The following is a 22,234-nucleotide window of genomic DNA, read 5'->3' on the forward strand; positions in this document are numbered from 1 at the left end:
GTTTCATGGCCTAGCGAGGCACCGCCAAGCCATGCTTCACACCCCAGTCGAACCAGTTATCCACGACCGTTCCCGACAGTAGGATACCGATGCCGCCGGTCAAGGGGCAAAGCACTGCGAACCACCAGGCCCAGCGGTGAATGGATTCGGCCGTCGCGTTAAAGCCCATGGTCCAGCGCCAGAACAATGCACCACGCTCGAACGCCGTCCCGCGGTCGACGACCTGCTCGATCTCGCGCTCGCCGCCGTAGCGGCTGATGGCGAGCACGGTCGCGCCGTGCATCGCGAACAGCAGCGCCGAGCCGTAGAGGAAAGCGATCGAGAGCATGTGGAACGGGTTGTAGAACAGGTTGCCGTGCGTGATCGAGAAATTGTTGGTCCAGTCCAGGTGCGGGAGGATTCCGAACGGCACCGCCTCACTCCAGCTCCCCATCAGGATCGGCCTGATGAAGCCGAGCACGAGATAGAGCCAGATCGCCGCCGCAAACGCCCAGGAGACATGGGTGCCGAGCCCGAGCGCACGGGCACGGCGATAGGTTCGCACCCACCACAACAGGATCGAGGTCGTCAGGAAGAAGCCGGCCATCAGCCACCACCCACCTTCCTGCAGGGGCGGGAATATCTGCAGCCCGTACTCCGGCGCCGGCGGCTGCAAGGCCAGCCACGGAAACTGCCGGATGAACTCTAGCGGGCTCCAATTGACGGACGCCAGCATGTTGAGACCGATGATCTCGATCGCGACGAAGCCCGCCATCAGCGAGGCGAGTCCGAAGAAGCCGAGATAAACCGGCCCAATCTGCGAATCGCCGATCTTGCCGAGCCAGTAATGGTGGCTGCCCTTTCCGAGGCGCTCCCAGATCCCGGGCTGTAGCGGGATGCCGGGATAGATGGGACTGCGGACCTGAACCTGTGTGAAGATATTCTGATATTCGGCCATCGCGACCTCCATTTAACCGTGCGGCGTCCAGATCGGCACGCTCCGCCACCACTCCCACCAATCCGACCACAATGCGCCCTCCGGCCGCAGCCACGCCGGCCCGCTGATCACGATGCAGACCGCGCTGAAGAAGACCGCCGACAATGCCAGGAACAATCCGAGCCGGTGAATTCCGAGCGTCCCGATCGAATAGCCGAGCAGATCCCGAAACATCGTATTCTCGTGTTCCGGCGACTTGACCTCCTCGCCGCGGCCCGGATTGGTCGACGACAAGATGAGTGAACCGTGCAGCGCCAGCGCAAAGCAGGTGGTGAAGAAGAAGCTGATCGCCACCATGTGCGCGGGGTTGTAGTGGAAGTTGCCGAACTGGTAGCCGGTGTTCGACACCCAATCGAGATGCGAGATGATGCCGTAGGGAAAGCCGTAGCTCCACGATCCCATCAGGACGGGACGGATGACCTCGAGCGTGAAATAGGCAAAGATGGCGAAGCTGAACGCAAACGGCACATGATAGCCGATCGCGAGCTTCCTGCAGATCTCGACTTCACGAAGCGCCCAGGAGATGAACGCACCCAGCGCGCAGACCGTGATGAGCTGCCAGAAACCGCCCTCCGCCAATGGCGCAAAGGACAGGCCGTATTGGGCGTCCGGCGGATTGATGCTGATCTGCCAGATGTTCCAGGTCGGCCCAAGGGACGCCGCGTACAAAATGAGGGACACGCCGACGAACGTGAAGAAGATCGTCGTCACCCCGAAGAAGCCGACATAGAACGGGCCGACCCAGAAATCGAAGAGATCGCCGCCGATCAGCGTCCCGCCGCGGACGCGGTATTTGCGTTCAAAGCTGAGCATGGCCATCGGTCATTCCTCCGGTGCTAACGATGCGGCCTCGCTGTTGGAATTGGGAGCGGGCGAACCGGATCTGCCGTCCGGATTCGCCCGCTTCCAGGTATCGAGCCCTAGCCGAGCTTGAGTGGAGTCGCCGGTTCGGAAATCGACGACGTCTTTGCCGCACGCGGTCCCTCCAGCCAGTTGAACCGGTTCGTGCTGAGCAGGATGAAGTGAATCACCAGAGCCAGCGCGAACAGGAACGTGAACAGAGCAACCAGCGTCCTGCGCGGATCGAACAACAACCACAAGCGCCACATAGTCTTCTCCTTCTTCAGGTCAGGTAGGAGCCAACGATGCTGGCGTAGTGGATTGCTCCATCCATCGCCGCTTTATACCCACCGGGGCCCGGCAGCCAGGGACGCCACATCCAGGCGAGAATGTGCGCGATGATCGCAATCACCGTGAAGATCACAAAGCTCGTCATGAAGATGCTGTGGAATTCCTTGGCTTCCGCTTCGGTCAGCCCCGACAGAGAGCGTCCCGTATTTGGTACGTCCACCATGTGTGGTACCTCCTATGTTGGCCTTTCGGCCGAATGCCGCCCGAAGCATGAGCGGCGTCGAGTGCCATCCCGTTGCCGGCATGGCCATCCGTGCGGCGAGCCGCACGAATTCCCTGTCACAAGCCTACGAACGACGATGATGCGCAGTTCGCAGCGAGCGCACTGGTTTCGCCGAGGATCGAATGACGATGTTGCGCTTCGCTGCCCGCGCGCGCGTTGATGCGCCGGAGCGTGACCGGAACGAGGTAGGCGGCGAAGCAGGCGGCATAGACCAGCAGATAGTCGAAACCCGCCTTCGAGCCTGAAACTGCGTGACGATGTGTGCCTTCATAGAGCGACATCGGCCTCTCCTTCCCGGTTGAACTGCGATTTCCTGCTCATGCCGCCTGCCCTTCCAAGGCGGTGCTTGCCTCTGCAAGCGCCTCCGCCGTCACCCGCTCCAGGCCCGAACGGCGCGCACCGCGTTCGGCGGCGTCACGCAGGCGCTTGGCCGCCGAGATCCGCACCAATACGGGCTGATTGTCGACGATGCGATCGAGCGCGAGCTTGGCGTCTTCGTCCCAGGCGAGTTCGCGGTGAACCCGCGAAGGCGTCGCCTCGATCTTGTCGAGGCTGGTTGCGAGCGGGAGAATGTGAAACAGCGCATCGAACAGCGCGTTGCAGACTTCCTGTACGAGATAAGTGGCGCCCGCATAGCCCATGAACGGCGTTCCCGTGTGGCGCCTTATCACTGCGCCGGGGAACGAGGCTGGAATATAGATCGCCCGGCCGCCGGCCTCGGATGCGTACATGCGCTCGTTGTAACTGCCGAACAGCACCAGCGGTGTCTTCTCATGCACCGATTTGCGGATGGTGTCGTTGTCGGTCTTGGTCCCGGCCGTGCGCGCGAAAGCGAACATGCAGGGCAGGCCCATCTCGGTTTCGAGGAAATTCCGCACCCCCCGCGTGTAGGTCTCGTTGGCGACGATGCCGAAGCTCGCGGTGCCGAAGAAATCCTGCGTCACCGAGCGCCAGAGGTCCCAGAGCGGCTTGATGGTCGTGTGCTTCTCGCGTGCGATGAAGGGCTCCGGATCGAGCCCGAGAATGTCACCGAGGGAACGCAGGAAGGCTGTGGTCGAGTGCAGGCCGATCGGCGCCTGCAGATACGGCCGCTCCAATGTCTCGCACAACAACCGCCCGAACTCACGATACATGCAGACGTTGGCGCCGGCGTTGACGAGCTTCGGAACGTCGACGAGGTGGCTGCCGAGCGGGAAGACCATGTTGATCTCGGCGCCGATCCCCTCGACAAGACGGCAGATCTCGGCGAGATCGGACGGCATGTTGAACGTGCCGTACATCGGGCCGATGATGTTGACGCGCGGCCTGGCACCCTCCGCGCACGGCTTGCGCTCGGGAATCTTCCGCAGGCCGTATTCGCTCCACAGCCATGACAGCGCGCGATTGGCGCTCTGCCATTGATCCTCGTCGATCGTGCGCGGAAGGAAGCGCTTGATGTTGCTGCCTTCGGGCGTCACGCCGCCGCCGATCATCTCGGCGATCGAGCCGGTGACCACCACGGCGGGCAGGTCAGGATCGAGCACGGCGCGGGCGCGCTTCATGGCATGCTCGGTCCCCTTCTGGCCGAGCTCTTCTTCGGCGAGGCCCGTGACCACGATCGGCAGTTCATGCGGCGGCAGGCCGTCGGTATAATGCAGCACGGACGTCACCGGCAGGTTCTCGCAACCGACCGGCCCGTCGATGATGACCTGCAGACCCTTGATTGCCGTGAAGGCGTAGACCGAGCCCCAATAGCCGCCGGCGCGATCGTGATCGAGGATCAGCATCACACCATCTCCTCGGACTTGCGCTTCTTCGCTTGCGCAGCGGCCGCCTTGCGGAACTTTTCGCGAAAGTCCGGGCGCAGAACCGGCGTGTCCTGCCAGACGCCGGCCTTGTCGCCTTCACCGACGCCTTCGAAGAATTCCCGCATGGTTTCAAAGCGCGCCTTGCCGGCGATGGCGGCATTGACGACCTGCGCCAGCGATCCGGCGCCGGCGACGCCGAACAACGGACGCGCCGAGATCAGATTGGTGAAATAAAGCGCGGGGATCGCCTTGGCTTTCGCCTTCTGCACGACCGGCGTGGTGCCGATGGCAAGATCCGGCGAGAACTCCTCCATCGCCGCGAGATCCTGCTCCAGTGAAGCGCGGTATTGCACCCGCACCCCTTTCGCCTCGAGCCACTCGCGATCAGCGTCCGACCACGGCGTGCGCGGACAGGCGGTGCCGACATAACGCAGGTCTGCGCCACTCTCGACCAGCAGCCGGCCGACCAGCAGCTCCGAGCCCTCGTAGCCGGACAGCGTGATACGCCCGTTGATCGGCGTTGCCGCGAGCGCGCCGGAAATTGCCGGCAACACCGCATTCTGCGCAGCGTCGATGGTGCTGCGCGCGATGCCGCAGGCCGCGCCGATCGATTCCAGCCAGGCGGCGGTGCCATCACGTCCGACCGGAGCCGAACCGACGATCGTTCGTCCCGCGGCTTCAAACTCGCGGATCGACGCCTTGTAGAACGGATGGATCGCGGCAACAGCGGCGCAATCGAGCGCACCATAGAGCTCGCGCCATTCGCGCGTCGGGACCGTCGGCCCCGCCGCCAAACCGAGCGGTGCGAGCAACATGCCGATGCCCACGGGATCGGCCGGGAACATTTCGCCGAGCAAGGTCACCGTCGGCCGATCGCCGGGGTTCAGGCGCGGTGCCTGCACGGGCCCCTGCTCGGCCTCACGCCGGGCATAGTTCAGCATCGCGGCGGCAAGCACGTCCTTGGCTTCCGCGTGCGTCGGCACGCCAAAGCCGGGCACGTCAATGCCGATGACGCGAACGCCGTTGATCTCCTTGGGCAGGATCTGCAACGGCACGCCCGAAGCGGTCGGAACACAGAGATTGATGACGACGATCGAATCGTAGTGATCGGGATCGGCCAGCTTGAACACCGCCTCGCGGATGTCCTCGAAAAGCTTTCCGGTGACCAGCGTCTCGGAGTTGAAGGGAACGTAGCCGACGCTGCGGCGGGCGCCGTAGAAATGCGAGGTGAAAGTCAGCCCGTAGACGCAGCAGGCCGACCCCGACAGCACCGTCGCGGTTCGGCGCATGCGCAGTCCCACGCGCAGAGAGCCGAACGCCGGGCACATGCTCTGCGGCTGATCGTGCGGACCGACCGGATAGTCCTCGGCATAGCGCGCCAGCGTCTCGCTTTTGCCGGCGGCTTCCGCGGCCTTCTTCAGCTCAGCCTTGCCGGCATGACATCCGAGGCCGTCACCGGCCTTGACCGATGCCGAAATCGCCGCGGCATCTGCGGTGGACGGGAGTTCCGCGCGCTCCGCTGCACTGGCTTCGTCGAGATGAACTGCGTCGGTCATCGCATCATGTCCAGTCAGACCTTGTCGTAGATCACTTCGAGCGACGGCTTGGCCGTCACTTGCGTGCCGCACATGTCTTCGAGCGTCGCCTGCTCGAGCACCACGTCGCGGCCGACATCCGAGCTCTTGAACAGGCCGAGCAACCCGTCATGGGTCAGAGTTTTCGGCTGCCGCGGCGGCGCTTCGGCGACATTGGTCGCGAGATTCTCGAACAGCGGCGCCCAGGGCGTGCCCGGCCTGCCGATGATCTGATAACTGGCGCTCTTGCGACGGATATCGTCATCGGCAGGAATCGACGACAGCACGGGAATGCCGACCGCCTCGGCAAAGGCGGTGGCCTCTCCGGTGCCGTCGTCCTTGTTGATGACGATGCCGGCGACGCCGACATTGCCGCCTAGCTTGCGAAAATACTCCACGGCCGAGCAGACATTGTTGGCGACGTAGAGCGACTGCAGATCGTTCGAGCCGACGATGATCACCTTCTGGCACATGTCGCGCGCGATCGGCAGGCCGAAGCCGCCGCAGACGACGTCGCCGAGGAAGTCGAGCAGCACGTAATCGAAACCCCAATCGTGAAAGCCGAGCTTCTCGATCAGCTCGAAACCGTGGATGATTCCACGTCCGCCGCAACCGCGGCCCACCTCAGGTCCTCCGAGCTCCATGGCGAACACGCCGTCACGCTTGAAGCACACGTCGCCGATCTTGACGTCCTCACCGGCAAGCTTCTTTTTCGACGAGGTCTCCAGAATGGTCGGACAGGCACGCCCGCCGAACAGCAAAGAGGTGGTGTCGCTCTTGGGATCACAGCCGATCAGGAGCACCTTCTTGCCCTGCTGCGCCATCATGTAAGAGAGGTTGGCGAGCGTGAAACTCTTGCCGATGCCGCCTTTGCCGTAGATCGCGATGATCTGCGTCGTCTTGGTCGGCGCTGTTGTGACCGGCGCGTCCGGCTCGATCGCGGCTTCGGCTCGCAGATTGTCCGTCATGGCGCTGAGCTTCTGATGGGCGTTCATGCGCATGCTCTCCAGTCGAGGGCCATTTTCAGGCAGGAGGGATCATCGAATGCGGTTCGATAGGCTTCGCTTGCCGCGGTGGCGTCGGAGCGGTGGGTGATCAGGCCGTCGAGCGACAGCTTCCCGCTGTCGACGAGATCGCGCACGGCGACCAGATCCTCATGGCGCCATTCGGCGGCGATGCGAATGCGCGCCTCGCGCATGAAGGCCGGCGGGAAGACGAAGCTGAGCGGGGCGCTGTAGAAGCCGGCGAGAACGATCTCGCCACCGGGCGCAAGGTGCGCGATCAAGTGGTCAAGCAGTGACGCGTCACCACTGACGTCGCAGATCACGCGGTAGTCGCGCCGTGTGTTGGCCGCGGGATCGATGACGTCGTAGCCGACGGCGCCTTTGGCACGATCGGCATCGCGCTCCCACACGACCGGTGGCGCGGCGTCTAGCGCGATCGTGAGGCGCGCCAGCAGCCGTCCGAGCACCCCATGCCCGACGATGCAGTCGGGCTTCGCGCCACCGCGCAACGCGTGATAGGCCGTCGCGGCCAGCGCGAGCAACGCCCCCTGCTCGCCGAGCGCTTCATCGCAGGCAATGACGCGCTTCGCCGGCACCACGAGATGGGAGGCAGCTGCACCGAACAGGCTGCGGACCTCGCCGAAGCAACCGGCTGCGCCGGGCACGAACACACGCTCGCCTTTGCGGAAGCCTGACGTGGCATCGCAGGATGTGACACGACCGACCGCTTCATAGCCGGGCACCAGCGGGTAGCCCATGCCTGGGAAGGCGGGCATGCGCCCTTCGAACAGCAAACGTTCGGTGCCCGTGCTGATCGCCGTCCATTCGATATCGACCGCGATATCGCCGCCGGAGCCTTCCGCCAAAGGAAGTCGCCGCAACGCGAGCTGCCTTGGATTCTCCAGCACTACGGCTAACGCATCCATCTGCCCATTCCCCGGCGGAATGCTTATTTGAGTGTCAGGCTATCCTGACTATTTTTTGTGTCAACTAAAATTAACATGTTTTGTCAGGCGCGCGCGACGATGACCTTCGCGATCATGGGAATCCGGCTGGAGCGCTCTCGAATGTCGGTAAAACCCGACTGCTCCAGCATGCTCTGCAGCGCAGCAACGCTGCGCGGGCGGCCACTCCCCATGGCGTGCAGGTACATGCCGAAATAGGCGCCGATCGGATCGGCGCCGGATGCACCGGACATCGGTTCGCCGATCACCAGCACACCGTTTCGCGGCAGCGCTTCGCGGACGCGCGCGAACAATTGCAACACGACATCGTCGTCATGGTCGTGCACGACGCGGATCAGCGAGATGACGTCGGCTCCCGATGGCAGCGGGTCCGCGAGAAAACTTCCTTCGGTCACCGATGCGCGTTGGCCAAGTCCCGCCGTTGCGAGCCGCTCCCGGGCGATCGCCGCGACACCGGGCAGATCGAACAATTTCAACGCCAGCCTGGGGGCCTGTTGTCCGGCTGCAATCAGAAAGCTGCCGTCACCGCCGCCGACGTCGAGCAGGCAATGGTGGCGCGCAAAGGAATAGGCACCAAGCACCATCTCTGCGACCATCGGCTGAGAGGCCGACATCAACGCGGTGTAGGGCGAGACCGCCTCGCGTGTCAGCGTGGAAGGCGCCGCTCGATCCGCATACGGCCAATATCCCGCAAGTCTTCGCTCGCCGGGCTCGCCCCGCAGCAGCGCGACGGGATCGGCGAGATCGGCATAAAGCGCCGCGTGATGCTCGACCATGGCGGCAACGCCGGGATTACCCAGCATGGCGGCGCCGAGCGGGCCGAGGCCGTAACGCGCGCGACTGCGACGCTCCAGCAACTGGAGCGAAGCCGCCGCATCGAGCAGCGTCGTCATGGCATCGACCGGAACAGATGCTCGCGCCGCCATCGTCGCAACTGGCAGCGCCCCGTCCCGCAATTGCGCGAAGACATTCAGCCGGACGCAGGCGACCAGGACCTGCGAATAAACGAAGCCGGCACAGAGATCGAACAATTGCGCCGCGCGCCGTCGCGCGATCGGCCGTGTCAACGGAAATGCGGCCGCAAAACGCTGAAAGCGCCTGCTGGACAGGAGGAAATCGCGAAGCCCGCGCCAACCATCGCTGAAGACGCGGTTCGATTCCATTCCATCGCTGAGGGCCATGACTGGCCTCGAAAATGGTTATGCAGCGAATTGCTCGAGACGTTTCGGCACCAGGCGCTTCGCCTCCTGCTCCATCAACATCTTCAACTCGTGAGCGTTGGCGCAGGGCGGCATCGTGCGGATGCCATCGGCGACGAGCTCGTGCAGGTAGGAAATCGCACCGGTGAGCCCATAACGGATCACGGCACTCGGACGGCCAAGCGCGACGTCCTTGCCGACGGGCTTGCCCGCCTCGTCCTCGTCACTTGCGGCGTCCCTGATATCGTCAGCAACCTGATAGGCCTCGCCGATCTTCTCACCGAGGCTGCGCCAGGCGTCTGGGTCGTCAGCGCCGGCGGCAGCGGCGCCGCAGATCGTCGCGGCGGCAAACAACGCACCGGTCTTGGAGCGATGATAGTGCGACAGGTCGATTTCCTCTTCGCACTCCCAGGCCTGGCCGGCGACGATGCCATGCGGCACGCCCACGGCAGCACCGACCGTTGCGATCAGGCGCGTTAAGCGCCGCGGCGAGCATGCCGCGCGCGCCATGGTCTGGAAGGCGAGCACGATCAGTGCATCGCCGGCGAGGACGGCGAGCGGCTCACCGAAGGCGGCATGCACCGACGGACGCCCGCGGCGGATCGCAGCATCGTCGAAGCAAGGCAGATCGTCATGCACGAGCGAAGCACAATGCAGCAGCTCGATGGCAGCGCCTGCCGCCGCCGTCGCTTCTGGCTCGTCGTCGCCGCAGGCGCTTGCGACGGCATGGCAAAGCCGTGGACGGACCCGCGCGCCCTTGGGGAACACCGCAGCCCGCATCGCCGCCGCCAACCGCGGCGGACAACCGGGCTGCCCGGCGGATCCGACCGCCTGAGTGAGTACACTCTCGATCCGCGTCGCGACGTCCATGGCCTGCCTCCCCGCTTCGGGTCACGCCCAGCCAAATGTCATCTTTAATTGACGTTTGACATGTCAATTAGAATAGACAGATATTGCCGGACTGCAAGCGGATTGTTCTGAGGCGCGCGATGAGCAGCCAACGGGTGGTCGTGATCGGGGCCGGGATTGCGGGACTAAGCGCCGCGCTTACGCTGGCGGCCCGAGGCCTGGAGGTCATCGTCATCGAGCGTGCAACCAGCCCCGGCGGCAAAATGCGGCAAGCCGCCTTCGGCGATACGCGAATCGATTGCGGTCCAACAGTTTTCACCATGCGCTGGGTGTTCGACGAGCTGTTCGATACGCTCGGCGAGCGGCTCGACGACCATATCTCGCTTCATCCGTTGAGCGTGCTCGCACGTCACGCCTGGACCGACGGCAGCCAGCTCGATCTCTTCGCCGATCAAGAGCGCTCGGCCGACGCCATCGGCAGCTTTGCGGGCCATTCCGATGCCGAGGGCTTCAGGGCCTTCAGTGCGGACGCGAAGAGAATCTTCGACGTTCTCAAAGGTCCCTTCATCACCGTGCCCGCGCCGAGCATGGCCTCCTTGCTGCGCAATTCGGGCTTTCGCGATCTGCTGGCGATCAAGCCGTTCCAGACGCTCTCGAAGGCGCTCGGCCGATATTTCAGCGATCCGCGCCTGCAACAACTGTTCGGTCGCTACGCCACCTATTGCGGCTCATCACCGTTCGACGCACCGGCAACGCTGATGCTGGTCGCCCATGTCGAGAGCGCAGGCGTCTGGCTGGTCAATGGCGGCATGCATCGCCTTGCCTCAATCATGTCCGCGATGGCCGCAAGCCGCGGTGTGCTGTTCCACTACGGCATCGACGTGTCGCGCATCATCGTCGAATCCGGCCACGCGCGCGGTGTCGCGTTGGCCAATGGCGAGCGCATCGCGGCCGGCAGCGTCGTCATGACCGCCGACGTGGCCGCGCTGGCGACCGGTCTGTTCGGTGCCGACGCCGCGCGAACGACGGCTGTCATTCCCGACAAGGCACGCTCGCTCTCGGCCATGACATGGAGTTGCCTGGCCCCTGCGACCGGCTTTCCGCTGCTGCGCCATTCCGTGTTCTTCTCACGCGACTACCGCGCCGAGTTCGGCAGCATCGTCAGCCGCCGGCAGATGCCTGACGAGCCGACCGTCTATGTCTGCGCGCAGGACCGCGGCGACACGCCGGCAGCGGATTCTTCGCCGCAGCGGCTTTTCATTCTCGCCAATGCACCGGCCACCGGCGACCACCATCAATTCACGCCAGCGGAGATCAGCCAATGCACGGAGCGGACCTTCGGAATGCTGGAACGGTGTGGCCTCACCATCAAGACCGTCCCGGAGTTGACGGAAGTCACGAGCCCGAACGACTTCAACCGGATGTTTCCGGGAACGGGCGGTGCGCTGTATGGCCGAAGCTCGCACGGCTGGATGGCGTCATTCCAGCGGCCGGGAGCGCGAACGAAGCTTCCGGGGCTTTATTTGGCAGGCGGGAGCGCCCATCCGGGCCCGGGCGTGCCGATGGCGGCGCTGTCGGGACGGATGGCCGCGACGAGCCTGATCGCGGACCTCGCTTCGACCGCACCGTTCCGCAAAACGGCTATGCGTGGTGGTATGTCGACGCGCTGAGCGATGACGGCAAACAAGGCATCACGCTGATCGCCTTCGTCGGCAGCGTCTTCTCACCCTACTACGCATTTGCCCGCCGCATCGGCCGGGGCGACCCACGCAATCATTGCGCGTTGAACGTCGCGCTCTATGGCGAACGCCGCAAACATTGGGCGATGACGGAGCGCGGTCGCAATGCGGTCAGTCGCAACAGAGATGAGTTCGTCATCGGTCCGAGCTCCGTTGACTGGGACGGCGAAGCGTTGACGTTCCGGATCGACGAGGTGGCGACGCCGTTTCCGCACCGCCTGCAGGGCGTCGTGCGAGTTCATCCCTCCGCATTGACCAGCAAGGCTTTCACGCTCGACCCAGCCGGGCTTCACCACTGGCATCCGATCGCCCCCTGTTCGCGGGTGCAGGTCGATTTCCGGCAGCCCTCCATGCGCTGGCTCGGCGTGGGCTATTTCGACATGAATTACGGGGACAGGCCGCTTGAGCGCGATTTCAGCAGCTGGGAGTGGTCGCGTGCGGACACGCGCAAGGGCACCGTCGTCTCGTATGACATGGTGGAGAGCGATCACGAACGCACGAGCCTTGCCATGCGCGTCGACCGCACGGGCGCAGTGGAACATCTGGAGCCGTTGCCCAGAGCCAAATTGCATCCCACCGGCTGGCGTGTCCCGCGAACGGCACGAGGCGACGCGCAGCAGCTCGTCACCGTGACGCGGACCCTCGAGGACGCGCCGTTTTACGCACGTTCGCAATTGTCGGCGACGCTCCTCGGCGAAACCGCCGATATCATGCATGAGAGCCTGTCGCTCGACCGTTTCCGCATGCCGATCGTGCAGGCAATGCTTCCTTTCCGCATGCCGCGCAAATCGTTCTAGCGATCGTCGGCTCGGGCCTCCGCCGCTTCGCGTTCGGCGCGCTTCCGATCCAGGCGGCGTCCCTGCCATTCGAGAACACCCCAGCCGAGCGCAAACATCGCCACCAGGCAGAACTCGACGAGCCCGCCCATCTCGTTCATGAGGTATCGCCCGCGCGCAGCAACTGGTCGCGGCGCTCGAGCCGCTCGAACAGATCGAGCACCCAAACGGCCTGCTCGACCACGCTTCGTCGCCGGGACGCCGAATTGGCCAAAACGACGGCCGGCTGCGACGCCGCGACCGCATCCACCAAAAAGCGAACCGCGGGCTCGACATGATCGCCGACAATCCCGGGGCGCGCGAAGGACAGCGCCAACGCATCGGAAAGCAAGCGAAGCTTGCGCGGGCCCGACACGACCGTGCGACGCGAGACCGAATCGAGCCCCTCACGTTCCAGCTCGCGACCAATCTCGGCATAGATCAGCCGCGCGGCATGGATGCCGGGACGGCAAGACGCGGGGAGCGCGCCAATGCCGGCGATGGATCGTCGATAGAATGCTTCGGCGATGGTCAGCACACGCCTGACCACCTCGCCGATTCGCACATCGAAATGCGGATCGGCCAACCATGCTTCAGGATCGATCCCGGCCTCGCGCAGCCACTGTCGAGGCAAATAAAGGCGACCGGCGCGTGCGTCTTCGCCCACATCGCGGGCGATGTTGGTGAGCTGCATCGCGATACCGAGGTCGCAGGCGCGCGCGACGACAGCCGGATCGCGGCGGCGCATCAGCAGCGACATCATCGCACCGACGGTCCCAGCAACGCGCGCGGCGTAATCCAGGAGCTCGCCCAGCGTCTCATAACGGCGGCCTTCGACGTCCCAGGCCAGTCCCTCGAGCAAAGCTTCCGGCAATTCTCGCGGAATGGCAAAGCGCGCGACGACGCCCGCAAACGCGCGATCCGTGGGCGACGGCAGCGGCGCACCGGCATAGGCGCGGTCCAGACGATCCCTCAACCTGTCGACGGCATCCAAACGACCGCCATCAAGATCGACGGCATCGTCGGCCAGACGGCAGAAGGCATACAGCGCGATGGCGGGATCGCTGACGGCGCGTGGCAACACCAGCGAAGCCGCGAAAAAGGTCCGCGAGCCGCCGCGGAGGAGCTCCTTGCAGGCCGTGATGTCGGAAGCAGCAATCATGCAATCCGCTCCAGAGATTGCGCATCGGGGACGATGTCGTCGAGGACGCGGGCCGACGACAGGACGCCGGGCAGGCCGGCGCCGGGATGCGTGCCCGCACCGACCAGAAACAGCCGCTCGACTTCCTCGCTCCTGTTGTGCGGCCGGAACCACGCACTCTGGGTCAGGATCGGCTCGAGCCCGAAGGCCGCACCGCGATAGGATGACAACCGATCCTGAAAATCCTGCGGGGTCAGGAGCCGCGAGGTCACCACTTCGCGTTCGAGATTCGGCAAGACGGTGGCGCCGAGTGCCTGTTCGATGCGTCGTCGATAAGGCTCGGCCTGGATTGCCCAGTCGATACCGCTTTGGAGGTGCGGCACCGGCGACAGCACGTAAAAGGCATCGCAGCCCGGCGGCGCCAACGAGGGATCCGTTGCGGTCGGCCGATGCAGATAGAGGCTGAAATCGTCCGCCAGCACCTTCCGCTCGAAAATGTCGTCCAGCAGCCCGCGATAGCGCGGCCCGAGCAGGATGGTGTGATGCGCGACATCATCGTAGCGGCGCCGCGTGCCGAAATACCAGACGAACAGGCTCATCGAATAACGCGCGCGGTCGATGCGGCGATCGGTCCAGCGCTTGCGGACAATGCCCGGGAGCAACTTTTTGTAGGTCCAGGCAGAGTCGGCGTTCGATACGACGATGTCGGCCTGCATGGTCTGGCCGCTTGCAAGCCTGACGCCGGTGGCGATTCCTCGCTGCGTGAGGATCTCAGCGACCTCCGAGCCGCACCGGACCGCGCCACCCTGCCCTTCGATCAGACGAACAAGTCCCTCCACCAGCTGGCCGGTGCCGCCGAGCGCGAAGTGAACGCCCCAGCGCCGCTCCAGAAACGCGATGAGGCAGTAGATCGAGGTGGTGGTGAAGGGATTTCCGCCGATCAGGAGCGGATGGAAGCTCAGCACGACTCGCAGCCGTTCGTCACGAATGTAGGACGCAACGAAATCATACACCGTGCGGTAGCTCTTCAGGCGAAGCATCGCCGGCACGATGCGCGCCATATCTTTCCAGGAATCGAAGGGCACGTCGCCCAGCTCTTCGAATCCGACCTTGAATATTGCTTCGCTGGCTTTCAGGAAGCGCTCGTAGCCTGCAACGTCGTCCGGCGAAAATCGGGCGATCTGTTCGCGCATCGCCTCCGCGTCGCCGGAGCAATCGAACACCGCGCCGTCGTCGAAGCGAATGCGGTAGAATGGCGAGACGGGTTTTAGCGTGACGTCGTCGGCCAGCCGGCGTCCGCACAGCCGCCACAACTCCTCGAACAGGAACGGCGCGGTGATGATGGTCGGGCCGGCGTCGAAGGTGAAGCCGTCTTGCCGATGCACATAGGCCCGGCCACCTGGCGCATCGAGCTTTTCCAGCACAGTGACGCGATATCCCCGGGCCCCCAATCGCACGGCCGCAGCCAATCCGCCGAACCCACTGCCGATGACGACAGCATGCGGCCTGATATCAGCGCGGAACGACCGCGCATCGATGCGAGGCGAGACGTCGAGCATGACACGGAGTGTAAATCTAGATTGACGGTTTTGCCAGTCAAAAACGTCAACAAGAATTTACGCGTCGTGCTGCAACGCAACCACGCCGGACTCCGTTGCCGCATCGATGATGGTCGCCGCGGCAAGTTCAGGCGCTTCCTCGTGCATGAGGTGCCCATAGCCTCGGACCAGTTCGAGCTTCGCCTTCGGCAAGATCTCGCGAACCCTGCGCGCAACATCGGGTGGAATCGCGCGGTCCTTCGACGCTGCGATCAGCAAGAGGGCCGGGCGCAGCCTTGGAAGATCGCGAACCAGCGGATGCAGATCCCAATTCGCCATCATCTGCAGCGCGGCCGATACATGTGCGGGGCTCGAGACGAGCTTGCCGTAGAGACGCTCGCCTTCGGCGTCGATGGTGGATCCCGTCCCGGCGATCAGCCGATGCACGGCGGCGGGATCGCTGCCGCGCCAGGCGAACATCCGCGGCACGAACGGATTGAACGTCAGCGCCTTGGCGAGCGGCGAGAGCACGAGCGCCGCAACGCCTCCGAACGGCAGGAAGGCGCCGTTGAGACTGACGATCAGCGCCGGATCGATCGAGCGGTCGAGCGACATGCGGGCGAGGATCGCAGCCCCCGCCGAATGGCCGACGGCAAGTTGCGGCCTGACGTCGAGCTGCCTGCAAAGCGCGGCGATGTCCTTCGACATGCCCGGCAGCGACAAGCGATGGCGCGGCGGCGCCTCCGTGAAGCCATGCCCGGGCAGGTCCGGCGCGACGACCGTGAAGTGCCGCGCGAGAAGCGGCATCAGCGCGCGCCAGGAATGCGTGGAAGCGCCGGTCCCGTGCGCGAGCAGCGCAACCGGTCCCGATCCCATGATTTGAACGTGCCAGCGATATCCTACGACGTCCAGAAAGCGACTTGCCTCGCGGTTGGGCCAATCCGCGCCGTCGCAACGCCAGGATAGTCTTGCACCCATCACGCCAACATCCACGAAGCGACGAGGTCCCCAAGCGACGTGGAGACGAGATCATTCAGGCGTTGCGCCCTTCAGAAAAGTCTCGAACTGAGCGATGAATTCCACCGGCTTTTCAAAATGCGGCATGGCACCGGTCTGGAGCACCGAGACGCTCCAGTTCGGCAGCCGCTTGATCTGAACTTTTTGCGCGTAGTCGACAAAATCTCCCCGCACGCCATGGGACATCCAGACCGGCATCGATAGGTTCTGGTAGAGCTTCATCGCGTCGGTGCTGAACAGATAGCCCGACACGAAATAATACGGCGCGTTCTCCGCGCCCGGTTGATGCGTCGTGATGTAGTCGTATTCGAGCAACCCTTCGTCGATCTGCTTCGCGCCCCAGGTCTTCTGCAGGAAAAACCGGATGCTGGCGCGGGAGGTGAGTGCCGAGAAGAAGCCGCGCTTCCACAGGGGAACGCTCAGCAGTCCATGCAGCCAAGGCATCGCGCGCGTACCATTGCCACCGCTATGCGTCGCGGCGCGGGCGGAGCGCCGATCGAAGCCGGTCGGGCTGATCAGCGCGATGCTGCGAAACGCGTTCGGCGCCTCGGTCGCGGCGCGTGCCGCGAACTCGCAGCCCAGCGACAGCGCGACGATGTCGATGGCGCCATCGCCGTGGGCCGCTTGAATGTCGTGGACAGCGGCATGGATCGCATCCGTCATCAGCCGCGGCGTATATTTTCTGTTGCTGCGGTCGGACAGGCCGAAGCCGGGAAGGTCCAAGGCATAGACCGCACGCTGGCTGCGGTAGTGCTCGAACAGAGGCTTCATCTCGTAAGCCGTCGCGGCGGCATTGACGCTGTGCACCAGCAGCAAAGGCGGCGTCGCTGTTGCGCCTGACGATGCCTTGGCTTCTCCATACAGCATGAGCCGGCCGGCGCGTCGATCCGCCAGCTCGACGCGCCTGCCAGGGAGTGGCGCGGGCATTGCCGCCTCTCGCGCCGAGTTCGTGGCGCTCGCCATGGACGAGATCTGCTGCATCGACGGTCCTCTCGCTATCCCCGGCGGGCTCACGCTTGGCCAAACGGCGCCGTTGGAGTATCAGAGTGACAAGACACCTTGTCACCAAATGCTGAAAACGCAAGTTGACTGATGTTCGTTCCCATCAACCGGTGCTCGGCGTCCTCTCGGGCGAGCGCCCCGCCGTGCCGCCGATCTGGATGATGCGGCAGGCCGGCCGCTACCTGCCTGAATACAGGGAGGTTCGCGCCAAGGCGGGCGGCTTCCTCAATCTGTGTTTCACGCCGGAATTGGCCGCCGAGGTGACGCTGCAGCCGATCAGGCGCTTTGGTTTCGACGCGGCGATCCTGTTTTCCGACATCCTGGTCGTTCCCCATGCGCTTGGCCGCACTGTCCGGTTCGAGGCCGGCGAAGGCCCACGCCTCGATCCGCTCGATCGCGTCGAGGACATCGCCGACCTGCCGCGCGAGGCCGACGCATCCGTGTTTGCGCCAATTTATGAAACGCTCCGGCTGGTCAGGCGCGAGTTGAAGCCAAGCGTCACTTTGCTCGGCTTCTGCGGCGCGCCCTGGACGGTCGCAACCTACATGATCGCGGGCAAAGGCACTTCCGACCAGGCCCCGGCGCGGCTGCTCGCCTACCGTGAGCCCAAAGCGTTCGCGACGCTGGTGGACGTACTGGTGGAGGCTTGCATCGATTATCTCTCGGCACAGCTCGAGGCGGGCGCCGACGCCGTGCAGATCTTCGACACCTGGGCCGGCGTCCTGCCGCCGCATGAATTTGCGCGCTGGTCGATCGAACCGACGCAGCGCATCGTTGCCGGCGTGCGCGCAAGGAGTCCGGGCGCGAAGATCATCGGCTTTCCGCGCGGCGCAGGCGCGCTGCTGCCCGACTACATTGAGCGGACCGGCGTCGATGCCGTCGGCATGGACTGGACCGCGGAGCCGCGGCTGATCCGCGAGCGCGTGCAGAGCCGCGTCGCCGTGCAGGGCAATCTCGATCCGATGGCGCTGATTGCCGGCGGCGATGCGCTCGATCGCGCCGTCGACGAGGTGCTGACGAACTACGGCCGGGGCCGGTTGATCTTCAATCTTGGCCACGGCATCCAGCCCGAGATGCCGATCGCGCATGTGGAGCGAATGCTGCAGCGTGTTCGCGATCATCGCGCCTGATCATCCCAAGGACATGTTGGCCTGCACCGCGCGCGAGAGCCGCGCGGCATCGGCATAGGGCAACGCGACATAGCGCGCCCGCATCTCCACCGCGATTTTCTCGGCCTGCGGCTGCGGCCGCGGCGAGGTATCGATGACGACGGCGGGAATACCGCTCACGCATAATTGCCGCGCCGCCTCATGCGCCTCGGCTTCGGCCACGGCACGTCCGCCGCTGCCGTCGCGTGCGACATTTGCCCGGCCGTCCGTCATCAACACGACCGTCGGCGAATGGCCCTTGCCGCGCACTGCGACCGCGAGCGTGGTCGCCGAGGCGATGGCCGCCGACAATGGCGTTCCGCCACCGCCGGCGAGCGCCGCAAGGCTGCGCCTGACCCGTGTCAACGAACGCGTCGGCGGCAGGATCAACTCAGCCGTCTGGCCGCGGAACGAGATCAAGGCCACCTCGTCACGCCGCACGTAGCAATCGGCCAGCAGCAGTTCGATCGCGCCCTTGACTTCGGCGAGCCGCTGCAAGGCCGAAGAGCCGGAGGCGTCGACGACGAAGATCGTGGACGTCGCGCTCTGCTGCTTGAAGCGCTTGATGCGGAAATCCTCCTTGCGGATCAGCAGGCGGGTCGTCCCGCCCGACTGTTTGCCCCGGCGAAGCGCTTGCCAGGGCGCGGCTGCGCGCAGCGTTTCCAGCAGGTTGAGCCGGGCGCCGGCGCCGAGTTCGCCACGGCGGACGCCGATCGGCCGACCGCGTCGCGGCCCTGCTCTTGACTGCCCCTGCTTGCCGACACTGATGTTGCGAGGTCCGTGCAAGCTCTTTTCCTGCAACCGTTTCAACAAGTCGGGCGGGATTGCGGCCTGGGCGGCTTCGAGCACGAGATCCTCGATCGGGATGTCATCCTCCTGCCTGTTGTCCGCCTCGCCGGGCTCCTGATCGGGCGCGGTTTCGGCGCTCTGCTCGGGCGTCGAAGGCAGCGTGGTGGCGCGCGGCGCCAGGACCAATCGTGCGGCGAGTTCGAGATGTGTCCGCTGCACCACCTCCTCACCGTCAAACCCTGCCGCTGCGCGCGCCACGCGGACGGCGAGCAGCGGGGCGCGAAGCGATGCGATGCCAAGCGATGCCGCCGCGTGACACAGGGCTTCGATCGAGTCTGCCGCCAGCGTCACCTGCCCCAGGCGGAGCCGCGCAGCCATCACATCCTCGGCCTCGACGCCGGCGGAGCAGATATCAGCGTTGGACAGAGGCTGGAGGTCGATGTGGAACGCGAGACGATCGCACAACGCGGATGGTGTCCGTTCATCCTCGAGGCCCTCATCGAACGCAACGACGCCGAAGCGCGATGATGCTCGTCGCGACACGCCGTCGCGTTCGACGACGATCTCGCCACGATCCATCGCAGCATTCAGATGCACCACCGTGGCCGGCGACAGCCGTTCGGCCATCACCGCAAGCAGCACACCGCCATCGATATCAGCCAATAGCCCGCGCTGCACGACCGGGCGTCCCGCCTGCAGCGTTGCGGCCAGATCGAGGCCGCCGAGCAGCCGGTCCTCGGAAATCGACGGCGGCAACTTCCGGAACGGAATGAACGGCGGGAAGCAGCTTCGCAGGACGTCTTGCCAGCGATCCCTGACCGCGCCGGCACCCACACGAATGCAGATGCCGCCGGTCCCGACAGGATCGACCGCGAACAAGGCGGCCGCGGTCACCGCATCCGACCAGATGTCCGCACCCGCGCTCATGCGGCAAAGCATTCGGCAAGCGCGCGCTCGACCCGCACGCTCGATCCGGATTCGTCGAGCGGATTGCGGCGTAGCCGATGGCGCAGAGCGGCCGGCGCAACACGCTTCAGATGATCTTCGCCGACTGCCTTTGCGCCCTCGAGCGCCGCGACCGCGCGCGCGGCGCGCATGAGCGTCAACTCACCGCGCAGGCCGTCAGTGCCGAGCGACATGCAGAGCTGCGCCGCCCTGGCGAGCATCGCGTCGGACACCGCAATCGCATCGACCCGTTCGCGCGCAACCTGTATCCGCTTGCGCGACTTCGACTCCTCCCTCGCCCATTGCGAGACGAAGCCGGCCGGATCGCTTTCAAACGCATCCCGACGCTTGATCACGTCGATGCGCGTCGGCAGATCGCCCGGCGTCTTCACCTCGACCGAAAGGCCGAAGCGATCCAGCAATTGCGGCCGCAACTCGCCCTCTTCGGGATTGCCGGTGCCGACCAGCACGATCTTGGCCGGGTGCCTGATGCTGAGCCCGTCGCGCTCGACCACATTCTCACCGGAAGCGGCGACATCGAGCAGCAGATCGACCAGATGATCCTCCAGCAGGTTCACCTCGTCGATGTAGAGGAATCCGCGATTGGCGCGCGCCAGCAGGCCAGCCTCGAAGGTCTTCTCGCCATGCGCCAGCGCACGCTCGAGATCGAGCGCGCCCACCACGCGATCTTCCGTCGCGCCGAGCGGCAGATCGACCACCGGCACCGGCACCGGATGCGACTTCAGCTTCCCCTTGGACGCGCGTGCCTTGCAATCATCACACTGCGAGGTCGCGTCGGCCGGATCGCAACTGTAGCGGCAGCCCACGACCGCACGCATGGTCGGCAGCAGCGCGGCAAGCGCGCGCACGGCCGTCGACTTGCCCGAGCCGCGATCGCCGAATGCGAGCACACCACCGACACGCGGATCGACGGCGGCGATCATCAGCGCGAGCTTCATCTCGTCCTGGCCGACGATCGCGGAAAATGGGAACACCATTGCCATGAGCTAATCGTCCTCCGGCCTGCACCGCGCGATCAGATCGGCCGCGCCCTTGTCGAGCAAGTCAAAGCCGACCGCGCGGCCAAGTTCGCGGGGACGGTTCGCCGGCCCGCACCGCGATGTTTCAATCAACTGACCGCCCTGTTCGTCGAGCACCGACGCGAACGATGTCATGTCGTGTCCGGACAGGACGGCATGCGCGGCAATCGGAGAATTGCAGTGGCCGTTCAGCACCCACAGCACCTCGCGTTCGGCCTCGGCGCTCAAGCGCGACGGGGCATCGTCGATCCACGCGAGCCGCATCCGTGTCGGCCAGTCCCGCTCCGCGCATTCGACGGCGACGATGCCTTGACCTGCCGCGGGCAGCATCTCGACAGGCGAGAAATCACGGGCGATGCGCGAGGCAAGCCCGATGCGCTGCAATCCCGATCGCGCCACCACCAGCGCGTCGTCGGGGCCGACCTCGCGCGCATCGGCGAGACGCTGCATCTCGCCATTGTCGAGCTTTCTGATCCGCGTGTCGGCAGCGCCGCGAAAATGAATGACGTCGGCTTCCGGAAACAGGCGTCGCACGTGAGCCGCGCGGCGCACGGCATTGGTACCGATCTTGAAGCCCATACCGTGGGACTTTCGCATCTCCTCGAGTGAGAGGCCGCGACGAAGCACGAGGCGATCGTTGGCCGCATCGCGCGGCAGCGCCGCTGCGACGACAAGACTAGGCGTGCCCTCGTTCCCCGGCAGGTCCTTCAGCGAATGCATCGCCGCGTGCAGCTCGCCGCGATGGATGGCGCTGAGGATCCCCACCACGAACGCGCCGCCCTTGCCGCCGTGGCGCGCGAGCCGGCTGGACTGATCCTGATCGCCCGGCGTTTCGAACTTGATGATCGCTACGTCGAGATTCTCGTTCTCGCTGCGCAGACGGCGCGCAATCTCTTCCGTCTGCGCCCGGGCCATGGCGCCGCTCTTGCGCGTCCCAATCCGAAGGCTCTGTCCCGACACGCCGGCTCCGATCGAGCTGCAAATGTCAACTTTAGTTGACGTTATGCAGATTGGACGATTTCGTCAACGGAGAGTGGACTGGGGACTGGAGATATTGCGCGCAAAGAGAACAGGACAACCGCCCGCGCGGTCCGGAAACCTGCATCGGAAAACTGGCACTTCAGTCGTTCGCTGCCGAATTGTCGGCGGGCTTCGAGCCGGGCATGACCGTCAAACAGTGACAAAGAAGCGCTGAAGATCGGCTCGAGAACGGCCAGTCGCGAGCATTGCGCCTGAGCCATTCGGCACCACCCTGGAGGTGCGGGCAATCGCAGGAAATCGCGAGCTTGGAA

General features: G+C 64.9%; 23 protein-coding genes. 4 read left to right on the forward strand and 19 right to left on the reverse strand.

Going from position 1 to position 22,234, the window contains the following annotated elements:
- Nucleotides 1-10: 10 nt before the first annotated feature.
- The 11 genes from pufM to QM712_RS20385 all read right to left on the reverse strand — a co-directional run bounded on the left by pufM (nt 11) and on the right by QM712_RS20385 (nt 9,789).
- Nucleotides 11-937: a photosynthetic reaction center subunit M gene (gene pufM, locus QM712_RS20335; protein ID WP_415024923.1), complete on the reverse strand. Its 927-nt coding sequence runs from the start codon at nt 935-937 to the stop codon at nt 11-13.
- Nucleotides 938-949: 12 nt separating this feature from the next.
- Nucleotides 950-1,795 (reverse strand): photosynthetic reaction center subunit L, encoded by an 846-nt coding sequence (gene pufL / locus QM712_RS20340; protein ID WP_415024924.1) that lies wholly within the window; start codon nt 1,793-1,795, stop codon nt 950-952.
- 101 nt (nt 1,796-1,896) lie between these two features.
- Nucleotides 1,897-2,085 carry a light-harvesting antenna LH1, alpha subunit gene (pufA, locus tag QM712_RS20345; protein WP_415024925.1) on the reverse strand — a complete coding sequence of 63 codons (189 nt, stop codon included), beginning with the start codon at nt 2,083-2,085 and terminating at the stop codon, nt 1,897-1,899.
- Between the two features lie 14 nt (nt 2,086-2,099).
- Nucleotides 2,100-2,330 carry a light-harvesting antenna LH1, beta subunit gene (gene pufB, locus QM712_RS20350; RefSeq protein WP_415024926.1) on the reverse strand — a complete coding sequence of 77 codons (231 nt, stop codon included), beginning with the start codon at nt 2,328-2,330 and terminating at the stop codon, nt 2,100-2,102.
- Nucleotides 2,331-2,446: 116 nt separating this feature from the next.
- Nucleotides 2,447-2,671 carry a hypothetical protein gene (locus tag QM712_RS20355; RefSeq protein WP_415024927.1) on the reverse strand — a complete coding sequence of 75 codons (225 nt, stop codon included), beginning with the start codon at nt 2,669-2,671 and terminating at the stop codon, nt 2,447-2,449.
- 36 nt (nt 2,672-2,707) lie between these two features.
- On the reverse strand, nt 2,708-4,156 hold the full coding sequence (gene bchZ, locus QM712_RS20360; RefSeq protein WP_415024928.1) for a chlorophyllide a reductase subunit Z: 1,449 nt from the start codon (nt 4,154-4,156) through the stop codon (nt 2,708-2,710).
- Nucleotides 4,156-5,733 (reverse strand): chlorophyllide a reductase subunit Y, encoded by a 1,578-nt coding sequence (bchY, locus tag QM712_RS20365; RefSeq protein ID WP_415024929.1) that lies wholly within the window; start codon nt 5,731-5,733, stop codon nt 4,156-4,158. Before bchY ends, bchZ begins: the two co-directional genes overlap by 1 nt.
- A gap of 14 nt (nt 5,734-5,747) precedes the next feature.
- Nucleotides 5,748-6,746, reverse strand: a complete 999-nt coding sequence (locus tag QM712_RS20370; protein WP_415024930.1) for a chlorophyllide a reductase iron protein subunit X — start codon at nt 6,744-6,746, stop codon at nt 5,748-5,750.
- Complete coding sequence (gene bchC, locus QM712_RS20375) at nt 6,743-7,681, reverse strand: chlorophyll synthesis pathway protein BchC (protein ID WP_415024931.1); 939 nt, start codon at nt 7,679-7,681, stop codon at nt 6,743-6,745. Before bchC ends, QM712_RS20370 begins: the two co-directional genes overlap by 4 nt.
- Nucleotides 7,682-7,764: 83 nt before the next feature.
- Nucleotides 7,765-8,901 (reverse strand): methyltransferase, encoded by a 1,137-nt coding sequence (locus QM712_RS20380; protein ID WP_415024932.1) that lies wholly within the window; start codon nt 8,899-8,901, stop codon nt 7,765-7,767.
- An 18-nt stretch (nt 8,902-8,919) separates the two neighbouring features.
- The gene (locus QM712_RS20385; protein ID WP_415024933.1) at nt 8,920-9,789 is read right to left on the reverse strand and encodes a polyprenyl synthetase family protein; all 870 of its coding nucleotides are present in this window, start codon (nt 9,787-9,789) and stop codon (nt 8,920-8,922) included.
- A 119-nt stretch (nt 9,790-9,908) separates the two neighbouring features.
- On the opposite strand from QM712_RS20385, the gene crtD reads away from it, so the two are divergent.
- The gene (gene crtD / locus QM712_RS20390; RefSeq protein ID WP_415024934.1) at nt 9,909-11,438 is read left to right on the forward strand and encodes a 1-hydroxycarotenoid 3,4-desaturase CrtD; all 1,530 of its coding nucleotides are present in this window, start codon (nt 9,909-9,911) and stop codon (nt 11,436-11,438) included.
- Nucleotides 11,439-11,551: 113 nt separating this feature from the next.
- Nucleotides 11,552-12,304, forward strand: coding sequence for a hydratase (locus QM712_RS20395; protein ID WP_415024935.1), 753 nt, complete (start codon nt 11,552-11,554; stop codon nt 12,302-12,304).
- Here the strand turns inward: QM712_RS20395 and QM712_RS20400 are convergent.
- The 5 genes from QM712_RS20400 to QM712_RS20420 are packed head-to-tail and all read right to left on the reverse strand — an operon-like array spanning nt 12,301 to nt 16,945.
- The gene (locus QM712_RS20400) at nt 12,301-12,444 is read right to left on the reverse strand and encodes a hypothetical protein (RefSeq protein ID WP_415024936.1); all 144 of its coding nucleotides are present in this window, start codon (nt 12,442-12,444) and stop codon (nt 12,301-12,303) included. The genes QM712_RS20395 and QM712_RS20400 overlap by 4 nt on opposite strands.
- Nucleotides 12,441-13,484, reverse strand: coding sequence for a phytoene/squalene synthase family protein (locus QM712_RS20405; protein WP_415024937.1), 1,044 nt, complete (start codon nt 13,482-13,484; stop codon nt 12,441-12,443). Before QM712_RS20405 ends, QM712_RS20400 begins: the two co-directional genes overlap by 4 nt.
- Complete coding sequence (locus tag QM712_RS20410) at nt 13,481-15,022, reverse strand: phytoene desaturase (RefSeq protein WP_415024938.1); 1,542 nt, start codon at nt 15,020-15,022, stop codon at nt 13,481-13,483. Before QM712_RS20410 ends, QM712_RS20405 begins: the two co-directional genes overlap by 4 nt.
- A gap of 57 nt (nt 15,023-15,079) precedes the next feature.
- Entirely contained in the window at nt 15,080-15,979 is a 900-nt protein-coding gene (bchO, locus tag QM712_RS20415; protein ID WP_415024939.1) for an alpha/beta fold hydrolase BchO, read from the reverse strand.
- Between the two features lie 51 nt (nt 15,980-16,030).
- Nucleotides 16,031-16,945 (reverse strand): alpha/beta fold hydrolase, encoded by a 915-nt coding sequence (locus QM712_RS20420; protein ID WP_415024940.1) that lies wholly within the window; start codon nt 16,943-16,945, stop codon nt 16,031-16,033.
- A gap of 158 nt (nt 16,946-17,103) precedes the next feature.
- Here QM712_RS20420 and hemE point away from each other — a divergent pair, with 158 nt between their 5' ends.
- Nucleotides 17,104-18,150, forward strand: coding sequence for a uroporphyrinogen decarboxylase (hemE, locus tag QM712_RS20425; protein ID WP_415024941.1), 1,047 nt, complete (start codon nt 17,104-17,106; stop codon nt 18,148-18,150).
- Here hemE and QM712_RS20430 read toward each other — a convergent pair whose 3' ends face one another.
- Genes QM712_RS20430 through hemC form a run of 3 tightly spaced genes read right to left on the reverse strand, consistent with a single transcriptional unit; the run spans nt 18,151 to nt 21,902 of the window.
- Nucleotides 18,151-19,884, reverse strand: a complete 1,734-nt coding sequence (locus QM712_RS20430) for a magnesium chelatase subunit D (RefSeq protein WP_415024942.1) — start codon at nt 19,882-19,884, stop codon at nt 18,151-18,153.
- The gene (gene bchI / locus QM712_RS20435) at nt 19,881-20,906 is read right to left on the reverse strand and encodes a magnesium chelatase ATPase subunit I (RefSeq protein WP_415024943.1); all 1,026 of its coding nucleotides are present in this window, start codon (nt 20,904-20,906) and stop codon (nt 19,881-19,883) included. Before bchI ends, QM712_RS20430 begins: the two co-directional genes overlap by 4 nt.
- Before the next feature lie 3 nt (nt 20,907-20,909).
- Nucleotides 20,910-21,902: a hydroxymethylbilane synthase gene (hemC, locus tag QM712_RS20440; RefSeq protein ID WP_415024944.1), complete on the reverse strand. Its 993-nt coding sequence runs from the start codon at nt 21,900-21,902 to the stop codon at nt 20,910-20,912.
- A 50-nt stretch (nt 21,903-21,952) separates the two neighbouring features.
- Between hemC and QM712_RS20445 the strand changes: the two genes are divergently transcribed.
- Nucleotides 21,953-22,123, forward strand: coding sequence for a hypothetical protein (locus QM712_RS20445; RefSeq protein WP_415024945.1), 171 nt, complete (start codon nt 21,953-21,955; stop codon nt 22,121-22,123).
- Nucleotides 22,124-22,234 lie beyond the last annotated feature (111 nt).

This window comes from Bradyrhizobium sp. (assembly GCF_047605465.1).
Lineage (GTDB): Bacteria > Pseudomonadota > Alphaproteobacteria > Rhizobiales > Xanthobacteraceae > Bradyrhizobium.

What these genes read in the sequence shown, in the direction of transcription:
- pufM (WP_415024923.1), bottom strand. Translation starts at nt 937, where the DNA reads ATGGCCGAATATCAGAATATCTTCACACAGGTTCAGGTCCGCAGTCCC.
- pufL (WP_415024924.1), bottom strand. Translation starts at nt 1,795, where the DNA reads ATGGCCATGCTCAGCTTTGAACGCAAATACCGCGTCCGCGGCGGGACG.
- pufA (WP_415024925.1), bottom strand. Translation starts at nt 2,085, where the DNA reads ATGTGGCGCTTGTGGTTGTTGTTCGATCCGCGCAGGACGCTGGTTGCT.
- pufB (WP_415024926.1), bottom strand. Translation starts at nt 2,330, where the DNA reads ATGGTGGACGTACCAAATACGGGACGCTCTCTGTCGGGGCTGACCGAA.
- QM712_RS20355 (WP_415024927.1), bottom strand. Translation starts at nt 2,671, where the DNA reads ATGTCGCTCTATGAAGGCACACATCGTCACGCAGTTTCAGGCTCGAAG.
- bchZ (WP_415024928.1), bottom strand. Translation starts at nt 4,156, where the DNA reads ATGCTGATCCTCGATCACGATCGCGCCGGCGGCTATTGGGGCTCGGTC.
- bchY (WP_415024929.1), bottom strand. Translation starts at nt 5,733, where the DNA reads ATGACCGACGCAGTTCATCTCGACGAAGCCAGTGCAGCGGAGCGCGCG.
- QM712_RS20370 (WP_415024930.1), bottom strand. Translation starts at nt 6,746, where the DNA reads ATGAACGCCCATCAGAAGCTCAGCGCCATGACGGACAATCTGCGAGCC.
- bchC (WP_415024931.1), bottom strand. Translation starts at nt 7,681, where the DNA reads ATGGATGCGTTAGCCGTAGTGCTGGAGAATCCAAGGCAGCTCGCGTTG.
- QM712_RS20380 (WP_415024932.1), bottom strand. Translation starts at nt 8,901, where the DNA reads ATGGCCCTCAGCGATGGAATGGAATCGAACCGCGTCTTCAGCGATGGT.
- QM712_RS20385 (WP_415024933.1), bottom strand. Translation starts at nt 9,789, where the DNA reads ATGGACGTCGCGACGCGGATCGAGAGTGTACTCACTCAGGCGGTCGGA.
- crtD (WP_415024934.1), top strand. Translation starts at nt 9,909, where the DNA reads ATGAGCAGCCAACGGGTGGTCGTGATCGGGGCCGGGATTGCGGGACTA.
- QM712_RS20400 (WP_415024936.1), bottom strand. Translation starts at nt 12,444, where the DNA reads ATGAACGAGATGGGCGGGCTCGTCGAGTTCTGCCTGGTGGCGATGTTT.
- QM712_RS20405 (WP_415024937.1), bottom strand. Translation starts at nt 13,484, where the DNA reads ATGATTGCTGCTTCCGACATCACGGCCTGCAAGGAGCTCCTCCGCGGC.
- QM712_RS20410 (WP_415024938.1), bottom strand. Translation starts at nt 15,022, where the DNA reads ATGCTCGACGTCTCGCCTCGCATCGATGCGCGGTCGTTCCGCGCTGAT.
- bchO (WP_415024939.1), bottom strand. Translation starts at nt 15,979, where the DNA reads ATGGGTGCAAGACTATCCTGGCGTTGCGACGGCGCGGATTGGCCCAAC.
- QM712_RS20420 (WP_415024940.1), bottom strand. Translation starts at nt 16,945, where the DNA reads ATGCCCGCGCCACTCCCTGGCAGGCGCGTCGAGCTGGCGGATCGACGC.
- QM712_RS20430 (WP_415024942.1), bottom strand. Translation starts at nt 19,884, where the DNA reads ATGAGCGCGGGTGCGGACATCTGGTCGGATGCGGTGACCGCGGCCGCC.
- bchI (WP_415024943.1), bottom strand. Translation starts at nt 20,906, where the DNA reads ATGGCAATGGTGTTCCCATTTTCCGCGATCGTCGGCCAGGACGAGATG.